This is a genomic window from Micromonospora sp. SCSIO 07396, from assembly GCF_053667945.1.
The window spans coordinates 3458606-3471299 of sequence record NZ_CM132210.1 but is presented as its reverse complement, the minus strand read 5'-3'; the positions used below and the strand labels follow the sequence as shown (position 1 = coordinate 3471299).

Below are 12694 nucleotides of genomic sequence, written 5' to 3'. Positions count from 1 at the left end.
CGGACCCCGCTCAGCGGGTGGAGATGCCTCCGCTGAGCGCGGCGGAGGTCAGCCCCGCCTCGTTCGAGACCACCACAACGTGCACGAAGGCCTGCGGCATGTGGGTGAAGTGCCAGGTACGCCGCCCGGTGTCCGGGGTGCCGTAGATGACCGCCCGCGCGACGCCGACCTCCGTGGTGGGGATCGGCGCACCCCAGGTGGGCTGCGGGATCGGCAACGAGGGCCCGCCCGGCGGGGTGGTCGGCAGCCCCGGACCGGTCGGGGTGTCGTCCGGCGTGGTCTGCAGCCAGCTCAGGTCGATCCGGTAGTTGTCCTCCCGCACCGAGTTGTCGGTGAAGGTGACGTCGAGCGTCCGCCTGCCCTCCTGGTAGCCGGCCGACAGCGTCAGCCCGCTCGGCGTCGCCGGGCTGATCCGGTACTGCGGGCAGGCCAGCGGGACGACCTCCGGCACCGGCTGGCTGCCGTCGGGCACGTTGTTCGCGGTGACGCAGAACGTGTGCACCCCGGCCAGCGCCGAACTCGGCACGGTGAACGAGAAGCCGACGAAACCGCCCCGTTCGACGTGCCACAGGTTCGCCGGACGGGTCACCGCCGGCGGCACGTCGGTCTGCGCCGTCACCTGCACCGGGCCGCCGTTGGGGTCGCTGGCCCAGCCACTGACCCGGACCGCCCCGCCGACGTACTCCCACGACTCCAGCCAGCCCATCGGGTACTTGTCGCTGCCCACCGGCGGGGGAGTCGGCTCGACCGGGCTGTCGTCGCAGGCCGACGGCGGGTCGGGCACGTCGCAGTTGGGGCGGGCGAGCGCGCTGCCGGCGGCGGTCACGGTCAGCCCGGCGCTGAGGGCGAGCGTCAGGCCGATGGCGAGGATTCTCTTCATACCCCCAGCACAGCAACCACCACTTGGCGTCCACCTGGCGTGCCGGGTGGTGGCCCCGTTCAGCCGTCACCAAGTGACGCCGGGTCCCATCGGTCAGGGCAGCGACCTGCCCGGGGTGCGGTCGCGCCAGGACGGAGGAAACGGTATGGGCACCATGGTGGTCACCGGATCGGTGGACGGCATCGGCCGGTGTGCCGCGGCGCGACTCGTCGCCGCCGGGCACCGCGTCGTGCTGCACGCCCGCGACGAGCAACGGGCGGCGGTGGCCAAGGCGGCCGTCCCGGACGCGGCCGGGGTGGTGGTCGGCGACCTGGCCTCGCTGGCGCAGACCACGGCGCTCGCCCGGTCGCTGGCCGCGTTCGGCCGGTTCGACGCGATCGTGCACAACGCCGGGATCGCCCGTCTCGACGCCGTCGAACGGGAGTTGACCGAGGACGGGCTGGAGTCGACGTTCCAGGTCAACGTGCTCGCGCCGTACCTGCTGACGGCGTTGCTGCCGCCGCCCGGCCGGCTGGTGTTCGTGTCGTCGGCGATGGCCGCCGACGGGCTCGCCAACCTGGGCGACCTGCGGTACGACACCCGCCGCTTCGACGGCGTCGAGGCGTACGCCACCTCGAAGCTGCTGGACCTGGCGCTCGCCGTCGCCGTCGCCCGCCGCTGGCCCGCCACCCTGAGCAACGCGCTCGACCCCGGCTGGGTGCGCACCCGGATGGGCGGTGCCGCCGCCCCGACCAGCCCCGAGGACGCCGCCCGCGCCCAGGTGCGCCTCGCCGTGGGCACCGACCCCGACGTCCTGGTCAGCGGCCGGTACGTCAGCGCCCGCGACTGGCGGCCGTCGCCGTCGCGGCTCGCCCCGCTCGGGGAGGACCTGCTGGCCTACTGCGCGCAGCTCACCGGCGTCCCCCTGCCCGACGCCCGACCGAGCTGACCCCGCGACAGCGGCGTCGCACCGGTCGGGTGCCCGCCCGACCCCGGCCCGCCCGGCAGCCGGGGCACCGGCCGGCCCGTGACCGGGGCCGCGGTCGTCCCCGGTCACGCCGACCGGCCCGGGACCGGGGCGGTGGGGGCCTCGGCCGGGCTGGGCGCGCCCAGCCCGTGGTCGCGGGCCAGGGCGATCGCCTCGGCGCGGCTGCCCAGGTGCAGCTTGACCAGGATGACCGAGACGTTGTTGCGGACGGTCTTGGCGCTCAACCCGAGCCGGTGCGCGATCAGCGGATTCGACAACCCCCGGGCGAGCAGTTCGAGGACCTCCCGTTCCCGGTCGGTGAGCTGCGGGAACGGGGCGTCGGCGCGGCCGCCCAGCAGCGCGCCGGCCCGGTCGGCGAGCGGACCCCCGAGGATCAGGTCGCCGCCGGCCACCCCCCGGATACCCCGCTCCACGTCGGCGGCCGAGGCGCCCTTGAGCAGGTAGCCCCGGGCTCCGGCGCGCAGCGCGGCGACCAGGGACGCGTCGTCGTTGAGCATGCTCACCACCAGCACCCGCACCGACGGATGGTCGCGGCGCAGCAGCCGGGTCACCTCGATCCCCGACCCCTGGCCGAGGTGCAGGTCCATCAGCACCACGTCCGGGCGCACCCGGTCGACGAGCGCCAGGGCGGTCGACGCGTCGGCGGCCTCGCCCACGCACTCGATGCCACCCAGGGTGTCGAGCAACGCGCCCATGCCCAGCCGGAAGACCGGATGGTCGTCCACCACGGCGACGCGGATCGGGGTGTCGGTCACGACTGCTCCAGGGGGACGGTCAGGCAGACGGTGGTGCCCCGGGAGCCGGCCGGCCCCACGGTGAGGGTCGCGCCCACCGCCTCGGCCCGCTCCCGCATCGCGTGCAGGCCGACGCCGTGGCCGGTGGGGCCGGCCGGCAGGCCCCGACCCTGGTCGGTGACGGTGACCCGCAGCCGGTCGGGCCGCTGGTCCAGCGAGACGGTGCACCGGTCCACCCCGGCGTGCCGGTGCACGTTGCGGATCGCCTCGGCGGTGACCCCGTAGGCGGCGGTGGCGACCGGCTCCGGCAGCGGCGTCAGGGTGGCCGGCCCGTGCAGCACGATCCGCAGGCCGGTCCGGGCGTACTGGTCCCGCAGCAGGTGCAGGGCGGGACTCAGGCCGCCGTCGGCGAGCACCGGTGGCAGCAGGCCGTGCGCCATGTCCCGGACCTCCGCCGCCCGTGCCGTCAGCTCGTCGGTCAACCGGTCCAGCAGGTCCTCGGCCCGTTCCGGGTCGCGGCGCAGCAGGTTGCGGGTGGCGGCCAACCCCAACCCGATGCCGCTGAGCGCGGGGCCGAGGCCGTCGTGCAGATCGCGGCGCAGGGAGCGGCGCTCCTCGTCGCGTACCTCGGCCAGCCGTTGCCGCGAACGGGCCAGGTCCCGGTTGGTGCCGGCCAGGTCCACGACCGCGGCGACCACCGGGGCCAGGACGGTGAGCTGCTCGCGGGCCCGGCCGTCGAGCAGCTCACCGGGCAGCGGCCAGGCGTGCAACTGGCCGACGAGCCGGTCGCCGCTGGTCAACGGCACGGTCAACGGGCAGCCGTACGGGTGCGGTGGCGGCTGCGGCGCACCCTCGGTGATGCGTACCTCGGCGAGCCGGAGCGCGGCGGCGATCGTCGCACTGATCTCGGTGGTGCTGCCGACGCTGTGCGCCACCCGGTGCAGCAGCGGCCCCGGGGCCTCGCCGTGCACCAGCCGGTCCACCCGCCGCTGCACCGCCTCGCGCATCGGTTGGAACGCCGCCGCGAGCACCCCGGTCACGACGAGTTGCGGCAGCGGCAGCCGTTGCGGCAGCAGCCGGTCGAGCAGCGCCACCGTCGCGCAGTAGGCGGCGATCACCACCGCGGTCATCAGGTACCACACCAGGGTCCGGCGTACGGCCAGCCGCAGCCCCCACAGCTGCTGGCGCAGCACCACCACCGCCACCGCGGCGGGAAAAAACGCCTGCGAGGCGAGCATCAGCAGCGCCGGCAGGGCCGCCGGGACGGCAGGTGGCAGCAGGGTGGCGAGGAAGGCGAGGGTGAGCAGCCCGCTGCCGGCCGTCGCCCAACCGAGGCCGTGACGTTGCGCGGTGGGGCCACGTCGCCACCGCCACCCCAACCCGGCGCAGGCCAGCAGACCGAGCCCGACCAGCGGGTACGGCAGAACGGGCAGCAGCGCGGCCCGGACGCCCCGCAGCCCGTCCGGCAGCGGCAGCACCCCCAGCGGCGTCGGCGCGGTGACGGCGGCAGCCATCGTCACCACCACGTAGCCGACCCCGGCGGTGACCGCGCCCCGGCCGAACCGGTCCAACGGCCGGTCCGGCAGCAGCCAGGGCATCACCACGACCAGCGCGTACAGGCCGGGCACCCAGGCCCACCGGTGCAGCGCGGTCAGCACCGGCGGCCCACCCACGGCGAGCTGCCACTGCCCGGCGCAGGCGGCGACCGCGCTGCCCAGCCCTGCCAGGCAGGTGATGACGGCGGGCATCCGGCTGCCGGTCCGCTGCCGGCTGAGGATCAGCCACGCCAGGGTGCCGTAGACGATGCCGTCCAGCAGGTCGACGAGCGAGTACAGCTGGGTGGCCGACCACGGCGGTGTCGCCACCGACCAGGCGACGACCGCGCCGAGGCTGAGCAGGACGGTGCCGGTGAGCACCGCCCACCCGGTCGATCGCGCGGTCACGGATACGTTCGGCATGGCCGGTCCACTGTCTCAGCATGACCACCACCACCGCCACGGACGGCGTCACCGGCCGCCGTCGGCGACGGGGGCCGCACCAGCACACCCACGGGCTTCCTCCGGGTCACCGCGTGCCGCCGGATCGGCGGACGCGCAGCGCAGCCTGTTCCGCGTCCCGTCCCGCCGGCCAGGGGTGGATGTCCCGCGTCGCCGGGACCGGCACATCGTCCGTCCGGTGGCACGGGATGCGCGCGGGTCCTAGGGTGACGGCTCGACCGTCCACCGAGGGGGAACCCGTGCCGTCGCACCGACCAGCCCGTTGGCGTACCGCCGCCGTCGCCCTGACCCTGGTCGTCGGGCTTCCCGCCTGCGCCGCGCCCCGCCCGCCCCGCTCGCCGACGCCTGTCGAGCAGACCCCCGAGCGGCTGCGCGACGGGCCCGACCCGTCGCCCTCGCCGGGCCCGGCGTCGGCCTGGTCGGTGTCGCTGCGGCGGATCGACCATGAGGTGGGGGAGACCGGTCAGCTCATCGTCATCCCCGACGAGCGGGAGCTGCGGGCGGTGGACCGCGGCACGGGGCAGGAGCGGTGGCGGCACCCGCTCGACGGCGGCTACCGGTACGTGATCGCCGACGGGTCCATCGTGGCCGGCGACAACGACGGCGACGGCGTGGAGGTGCTCGACGCGCTCACGGGGGCCACCCGGTGGCGGGCCGACAGCAGTCAGGACGTCGTCGTGCAGGGCACGGTCGTCCACGCCCGGGAATGCGTCGGTGCCGGCACGAAGGCGACCTGCGTGATCATCGGTCGGGAGCTGGAGAGCGGCCGCCAACTGTGGAAACTGCCCTCCGACCGGTTCGCCCGGGTCAGCGACGTGACCCTCGGCGCGCGACTGCCGTACGCGCCGGCCGCCGGCCGGTACGTCGTGGTGCGGCTGAGTACCTCCGCCCGGGCGGCCACCTACACCCCCGTCGCCCCCACCACCGGGCGGGCCGGCGCCGGGCGCCTGCCGAACCGGGCCTGGTTCGGCTTCGCCGCCGACGACCTGCTGGTCAGCACCGACCACGACCCGCCCGAGGGGGATGGGCGCTGCACGGTCAGCATCGCCAGCGTCGACGCGCGCACCGGGGCGAAGGGCTGGTCCGGCGCGGTCTACAGCGGGCGTCGGGAGGACGGCGAGTGCGCCAAGCGGCTGGCGCACCCCCGCAGCGGCAGGGAGCTGATCGGGGCCGGGACCCGGCTCGTCGCGGTCACCGCCGACGAGCGACCGCAACTGGTCGACCTGCGCACCGGTCGGACGGTCTGGCAGGGTGCCAACGCGGGCGTGCCGATCGACGGCGACGACCGGTCGGTCCTGGTGCGTGACACCGCCGACTCGGGTGCGCTGGCGTTGCTCGACCTGGCCACCGGTGCCTCCCGCTGGACCGCGCCCGACCCGGCGCTGCCCGGCACGTCGGCGAGCTGGCGGTCGGCGGTGACGGCCGGGCTGGTGGCGGTCAGCGGAGCCGAGGACGAGCGCCCAATGGTGCTCGTGTACGAGGTGGACACGGGCCGTCAGCTCGGCCGTTTTCCGGGGTGGCTCGCCGGGGCCGGCACGGACTGGGTGGCGGTCAGCCATGCCGGCACCGGCGGCCTCGCGGTCGACCTGCACACCTTCTGACCGACACCGACGGGTGGGCCGTCCGGGCGATCTCTGCCGGGCAGCCCACCCGTCACCGTGCGGGGCCGGCACCGGCCGGTTGCGCACCGCTGGTCGGCGGTGCGCAACCGCCCGGGCACCCGCACCCGACACATGTCAGTCGTCGTCCCGGTCGTCGGAGTCGTCGTCCCGGTCGTCGTCGGAGTCGTCGTGACCGGACCGGTCGTCGGCGTCCGCCTTCTCCTGCTCGGACTTGACGATGTTGCCGTTCTCCCGGTCGACGTCGATCTCGTGCTCGGTGTCCCCGTTGATGATCTCCACGCTCCAGACCGGGCGGCCCTCCTCCCGCTCCCGCTCGACCTCGGTGATCCGACCGCCACCCGCCTTGGCCAGCGCGATCTCACCGGCCCGCTGCTGGCTCACCGCGTCGTCGGTGGCCGGGGCGGTGCTGCCACCAGGCGTTGCCACGGTCGGGCTGCCACCGGGCGTCTCCGCCGTCGGCGTACCGCCTGGGGTGCCGGCCGTCGGCGTGCCGGTGGGGTCCACCGGGGCCGGAGCGGTGGTGGCGGTGGGGCCGGGGGCCCGTTCCGCGGCGGACACGCCGATCGCCGTGCCGGTGACGGCGAGGACGGCCGCGCCGCCGGCGGCGGCCAGGAGCAGGGATGTGCGCTTCATGCTGCGTACCTCCGGAGTTCTCGGTTGGTGCGCCCAGCGTGCTCCGGTGGTGGATAGCGGCGCGCTGCGCCGACCCTAAGCTCCGGTTAAGGCCGACCTGGGCGGTCCGAGCCGCAGCGTCACCACCGCGCCGCCCTGCGCACCCGACCCCAGGTCGAGCCGACCGCCACTGGCCTGCGCGGCCCGCCGTGCGATGTCCAGGCCGAGCCCGGTCGAGCCGGCCCGGCTGGCCCCCCGTTGCACCAGGGCGGCCGGTATCCCCGGCCCCGCGTCGCAGACGGTCAGCGCGGCACCGGCCTGCTCCCGGGTCAACCGGACGGTGAAGCCGGTGCCCTCCGGGGTGTGCGCGAAGACGTTGCCCAGCAGCGCGTCCACGGCCGCGGCCAACTCGTCGGCGGGCACCCCGACCGGCAGCGGCCCGGCCGCGAGGTCGAGGTCGACCGTGCGGCCGGTGTCCTCGGCCAGCACCGACCAGAAGGCGACCCGTTCCCCCACGATCGCGGCCGCGTCGGCGCTGACCGCGCCGGGATCACCGTCGGCCGGGTCGCTGCGCCAGCGCGCCTGCCGGATCAGGCCGGTCACCGCCCGCTCCAACCCGTCCACGGCCGCCGCCACCCGGGCCGCGTCGTCCGGGTCGCGCAGCGACTCCGCCTCCAGCCGCAACGCCGTCAACGGCGTCCGCAACCGGTGCGACAGGTCCGCCACCTGCTCGCGTTCCTCCCGCAGCAGCACCTGTATCCGGGCGGCCAGGTGGTTGAGCGCACCGGCGACCTCCCGTAGCTCCGGCGGGCCGGCCGGCTCGGCGCGGGCGGTCAGCTCGGCGTTGGCCAGCCGGTGCGAGACCGAGGACAGCTCGGTGATCGGCCGGACCAGGGTACGGGCCAGCCGGTCGGCCACGGCGAGGCCGAGCAGCACGAGCACGACGCCGAGCGCGGCCAGCACCAGCCAGGCACGGGCCACCCCGGCGGTGACGTCGGCGCGGGGCACCACGGTGCGGATCACGCCGGTGCCGTCGGCCCGGCCCTGCACCGCGATCACGATCTCCCGACCGCCGTCCAGCTCCGCGGTGAGGCTCTGGCCCCGGGCGGCGAGCGCCACCGCCGGGGTACGCGGCTCCTGCGCGCCGAGCACCGTGCCATCGGGCAGGTAGACGCTGACCGGCCGCCCCGACTCGGCGGTGAGCTGTTCCACGGTCAACCGGATCGTCGCCGTGTCGGCGGTGCCGACCACCGGCACCAACCCCTGCACGTCGGCAGTCGCCCGGACGGTGGCCCGGTCCTCGGCGACGGTGCGCACCAGCAGGGCCAGCGGCACCAGGAAGGCCACCAGGGTCAGGCAGCTGGTCGCCGCGACCAGCAGCGCCAGCCGCCGTCTCATCCATCGTCCCCGATCAGGAGCAGGGTTGCCACCGCTAGGCAGGCTAGCCGGTGCCACCGGCCACGGGCCGCTCTTAACCTCCGCTTATCCTGCCGCCGGGCCCGGCTTAGCGGCCGGTGGGGCATAGTCGGGGCATGGGTCGCCGTACGCTCCTCGCCACCGCCGGTTGGCTGGCCGCCGCCGTGCTCGCCACCCTGATCGGGGTGGCCGCGATCCGGCTGGTCGGGGAGAGCATCACCGGCACCCCCGGGGGGGTTCGCAGCCAGGCCGAGGTCGAGCGGGCCCTGGCGGCCCCGGAACCGACCCCGGCGACACCGTCGGCCCCGGCGGCGTCCGCGACGTCGTCCCCGTCCGCGACGCCCGGCCTGCGCCGCAGCTTCTCCACCCCCGGCGGTACGGCGGTCGCCGAGTGCGTGGGGTCCGAGGTGCGGCTGGTCTCCTGGGCCCCGGCGCAGGACTACCGGGTGAAGGACGTGGACCGGGGCCCGGACGACGACGCCGAGGTGACCTTCGCCGGCCCGGCGGGGGAGTTCGAGGTGAACGTGGGCTGCATCGGTGGCGAACCGGTGGCCCGCCCGGGCGAGCGCGACTGAGCTGCGGCTTCCGCACCGACGGGAAACCTGTCGGGTGCCCGCGCAGTCGGCCGAATTGATCACACCCTGTTGATTTTCGATTGCCCAGAGTAATCTCTCCACCCTGTACTGCCAGGGGTGGAGAGGGAACATGGTGGAGAACGGTCCCGACCCGGAAGCCATTGACGACCGTTCCAGCTTCGGCCGGCAGCTCACCGCCCTGCGGCTGCTGGCGGGTCTGACGGTTCGCGAGGTGGCGGAGCGCGCCCAGGCGGGTGGCACGCACAGCACGATCGGGGACTGGTTCGCCGGGCGTGGGCTGCCGTCGCTGGCGTCGCAGGAGCTCCTGGTACAGGTTCTGACCGCCTGCGGGGTGGACGACCCGCAGGAGCGCGCCCGCTGGCTCGCCGGGTGGCGTCGGGCCCGGGCGACAGCGGTGCGACGGTCCGGAGCGGAACCGTACCGGGGTCTGAGCCCCTACCAGGCCGAGGACGCCGGCTGGTTCTTCGGGCGTACCGCCCTGACCACCGCCCTGCTCGGGCAGTTGGCCGATCTGCCCCCGGGCCGGGCCGTGCTGCTCGCCGTCGGGGTCTCCGGGGCCGGGAAGTCGTCGCTGCTGCGGGCGGGTCTGATCCCCCGGGTCCGGGCCGCCGGGATCGGTCCCGAGCCGGACTGGGAGATCGTGCTGTGCACGCCGGGCGTCGACCCCCTCGCCGGGCTGCACGGTGTCGGGGAGACCGGCGAGGGTCGTCTCCTGATCGTCGTGGACCAGTTCGAGGAACTGTTCACCGTCTGCGTCGACGAGACCCGACGGCGAGCGTTCGTCGATCGGCTGTTCGGGCTGGCGGCCGGGCCGCGGGGCGCAGTGGTGGTGATCGGGCTACGGGCCGACTTCTACGCCGAGGCGCTGCGGTTCCCCGCCCTGTTGGCCACCGCCCGCCACCGGCAGCTGACGATCGGGCCGATGACCGAGGACGAACTTCGCGACGTGATCGTCGAGCCGGCCCGCCGGGCCCGGGCGCAGGTCGAACCGGGACTGGTCGAGGTGCTGCTGCGGGACATCCCGCCCGGCTCCGGCTCGCTGCCGCTGCTGTCCCACGCCCTGCTCGCCACCTGGTCGCGGGGCGGCGGCCGGATGACCATCGGCGACTACCGCCGGATCGGCGGGATCGCCGGTGCCGTCTCCGAGACCGCCGAGTCGGTCTTCGCCTCGCTGACCGGGCCGCAGCAGGAACTGGCCCGTCGCCTGTTCCTGCGGCTGGTGCACGTCGCCCCGGAGACCGCGGACACCCGGCGGCGGGTCACTCCGGCGGAACTGGCCGACCTCGACCACAGCGACGGCGAACTCGCCCAGGTCCTGGAGAAGTACGTCGCACAGCGGCTCATCACCACGGCCACGGACACGGTGGAGATCAGTCACGAGACCCTCGTCTCGGCGTGGCCACGACTGCGAGGTTGGCTGGACAGCAACCGCTCCGGCCTGCTGATCGCCAGGCAGCTGCACGTCACCGCCCTCGCCTGGCAGGCGGACGGACACGATCCGGGGCAGCTCTACCAGGGCAGCCGGCTCGCCGCTGCGCAGGCCTGGGCGGCGTCCGCCGACGCCGACCTCACCGCCCCCGCCGCGGAGTTCCTGGCGGCCTCCCGGCGACACTCGCGACGCCGTGCCCGGCGGGTGACCCAACTCGTCACGACGCTGACCGTGCTGACCGCGCTGACCGTCGTGTTCGCCGGGGTGGCACTCGATCAACGCGCCCACGCCGAGCGGCAACGACGCGAGGCCGTCGGGCAGCGCAACGAGGCGGTCTCACGGTTCATCGCCGGCCGGGCCGACAAGCTGCGTGACAGCGATGTCTCCCTGGCCATGCAGTTGAGCCTCGCCGCCTACCGGACAGCACCCACTGTCGAGGCCCGGTCCAGCCTCCTCGACGCCTCCACCGTTGCCCGCTCGACCCGGCTGCTCCCGTTCGCCGGGTCCGCCCAGGCGGTCGCGTACAGCCCGGACGGCCGCCTGCTGGCGGCGGGCGGCACCGACCACACCGTTCGGCTGTGGTCCACCCGTCCCGTGGACGCCATGGCGACCACCGGGGGCACCCCGCTGCCCGGGGTCGACGAGGAGATCTTCGGCGTCGCCTTCGATCCTCACGGCAGCACGCTGGCCGCCGGCGGCGCCGGTGGGACCGTGCGGTTGTGGGACGTGCGTGACCCGGGCCGTCCGGTGCTGCTCCAGTCTTTTCCGGACCCGGCCGGTGCCACCGTGTACGCCCTGTCGTTCAGCGCGGACGGCACCGTCCTCGCCGCCGGCACCGCCGACGGACGGGTGCGACGCTGGGCCGTCCCGGCAGCCGCGCAGCCGGTCGAACTGCCGGCCCTGGCCGGGTCCGGCCCCGCCGTGCAGTCCGTCGCGTTCCACCCGACGCGTCCGCTGCTCGCGGCCGCCGGAGCCGACGGGATCGTGCGGCTGTGGGAGACGTCGGCACGGGGCCGCCCGAGGGCGGTGTGCACCGTTTCGGGCGGCGGCGGGAAGATCCTCAGCGTGGCGTTCAGCCCGGACGGCCACACCCTCGCGGCCGGCAGTGCGGAGAAGACGGTCCGGCTGTTCGAGCTGACCGACGCCCGCTGTCCCCGCCCGGTCGGCACGCCACTGACCGGCCCGAACAGCTGGATCAACGCGGTCGCCTTCAGCCCGGACGGCCGCAGCCTCGCCGCCGGCAGCTCCGACAACACCGTCACGGTCTGGGAGGTCGACGGTGGCCGCAGGGTCGGCGTGCTGCCGCAACCCTCCCCGGTGACCGGGGTGAGCTTCACCCCGGACGGCGAGAGCCTCGCCACCAGCAGCACCGACGGCACGGTCCGGCTCTGGCGGACCCCTCCCGGCCCGGTGCTGACCGGGCCGCAGGACGCCGTCTTCAGCATCGCGTACAGCCCCGACGGCACGCGCCTGGCCGTGGCCAGCCGGGACGAGACCGTCTGGTTCTGGGACGTCAGCCGACCGGACGCGCCGAGACCGCTGGGGCCGCCGCTGCGGTCACCCACCACTGACGCGTTCAGCGGGACGATCGCCTTCGGACCGGGTGGCCGGCTACTGGCGGTCGGCACCCGGACCGGCCGGATCCAGGTCTGGGACCTGGCGGGACCCGGACGGCCGGCGCTGGTGCGTACCCTGGTCAGTGGCTCGGCGCTGGTGCAGTCCGTGGCCTTCAGTCCGGACGGCCGGCTCCTCGCCGCAGGTGGTGACGACCACCGGATCACGCTGTGGGACGACGCCGGCCGGCGGGTCGGCGGCACGCAGGTCGGCGCGGCGATCGTGTTGACGGTGGCCTTCAGTCCGGACGGTCGGCTCCTCGCCTCCGCCGGCTCGGACGGTGTCGTCCGGTTGTGGGCGGTGACCGGCGGCGTGGATCCGGTATCGGTCGGCGAGCCACTCACCGGCTTCCACAGCTACGCCTACAGTGTCGCCTTCAGCCCCGACGGCGGCACCCTGGCCGCTGCGAGCGCCGACAGCACCGTGCGGCTCTGGGACGTCACCACGCCGGCCGCCCCGTCGGCGGTCGGCGAACCGCTGACCGGCCCGGCCGGCTACGCGTACATGGTGGCCTTCCGTCCGGACAACCGACAGCTCGCCGTCGCCGCCACCGATGGCACCGTCTGGTTGTGGGACCTCGGCGAGCGGACCAGGCCCACCGCCACGGCCGTGCTGTCCCGCGCCACCGACGCGGTCTACGCGGTGGCGTACAGCCCCGACGGGCGGACGCTCGCCGCCGCCGGCAGCGATCACGTCACCCGGCTCGCCGACACCGACGCCGACCGCGTCTCGGGGTGGGTCTGCGCGACGTCCGGGGCCCCCATCAGCAGGGACGACTGGCGTCGCTACGTGCCAGGCGTCCGATACCAGCCGCCGTGCGTCTGACC

9 protein-coding genes are annotated in these 12694 nt (G+C 75.2%); 4 read left to right on the top strand and 5 right to left on the bottom strand.

What is annotated here, in order from left to right; all coding sequences use genetic code 11:
• Window positions 1-10: 10 nt before the first annotated feature.
• The gene (locus ACWCHM_RS14950; RefSeq protein WP_454222803.1) at window positions 11-880 is read right to left on the bottom strand and encodes a hypothetical protein; all 870 of its coding nucleotides are present in this window, start codon (window positions 878-880) and stop codon (window positions 11-13) included.
• A gap of 145 nt (window positions 881-1025) precedes the next feature.
• Here ACWCHM_RS14950 and ACWCHM_RS14945 point away from each other — a divergent pair, with 145 nt between their 5' ends.
• Window positions 1026-1808, top strand: a complete 783-nt coding sequence (locus ACWCHM_RS14945; RefSeq protein ID WP_454222802.1) for an SDR family NAD(P)-dependent oxidoreductase — start codon at window positions 1026-1028, stop codon at window positions 1806-1808.
• A 104-nt stretch (window positions 1809-1912) separates the two neighbouring features.
• On the opposite strand, the gene ACWCHM_RS14940 is transcribed toward ACWCHM_RS14945, so the two are convergent.
• Entirely contained in the window at window positions 1913-2602 is a 690-nt protein-coding gene (locus ACWCHM_RS14940) for a response regulator (RefSeq protein ID WP_454222801.1), read from the bottom strand.
• Window positions 2599-4524: a sensor histidine kinase gene (locus tag ACWCHM_RS14935; protein ID WP_454222800.1), complete on the bottom strand. Its 1926-nt coding sequence runs from the start codon at window positions 4522-4524 to the stop codon at window positions 2599-2601. The genes ACWCHM_RS14940 and ACWCHM_RS14935 overlap by 4 nt, the downstream gene beginning before the upstream one ends.
• 260 nt (window positions 4525-4784) lie before the next feature.
• Here ACWCHM_RS14935 and ACWCHM_RS14930 point away from each other — a divergent pair, with 260 nt between their 5' ends.
• Entirely contained in the window at window positions 4785-6179 is a 1395-nt protein-coding gene (locus tag ACWCHM_RS14930; RefSeq protein ID WP_454222799.1) for an outer membrane protein assembly factor BamB family protein, read from the top strand.
• A gap of 135 nt (window positions 6180-6314) precedes the next feature.
• Here the strand turns inward: ACWCHM_RS14930 and ACWCHM_RS14925 are convergent, their stop codons facing one another.
• The gene (locus ACWCHM_RS14925; RefSeq protein WP_454222798.1) at window positions 6315-6833 is read right to left on the bottom strand and encodes a PepSY domain-containing protein; all 519 of its coding nucleotides are present in this window, start codon (window positions 6831-6833) and stop codon (window positions 6315-6317) included.
• A gap of 75 nt (window positions 6834-6908) precedes the next feature.
• Complete coding sequence (locus ACWCHM_RS14920) at window positions 6909-8210, bottom strand: ATP-binding protein (protein ID WP_454222797.1); 1302 nt, start codon at window positions 8208-8210, stop codon at window positions 6909-6911.
• A 134-nt stretch (window positions 8211-8344) separates the two neighbouring features.
• Between ACWCHM_RS14920 and ACWCHM_RS14915 the strand changes: the two genes are divergently transcribed.
• Window positions 8345-8803: a septum formation initiator gene (locus ACWCHM_RS14915; protein ID WP_454222796.1), complete on the top strand. Its 459-nt coding sequence runs from the start codon at window positions 8345-8347 to the stop codon at window positions 8801-8803.
• 130 nt (window positions 8804-8933) lie between these two features.
• Window positions 8934-12692 carry an nSTAND1 domain-containing NTPase gene (locus ACWCHM_RS14910; protein ID WP_454222795.1) on the top strand — a complete coding sequence of 1253 codons (3759 nt, stop codon included), beginning with the start codon at window positions 8934-8936 and terminating at the stop codon, window positions 12690-12692.
• The last annotated feature ends 2 nt before the right edge of the window (window positions 12693-12694 follow it).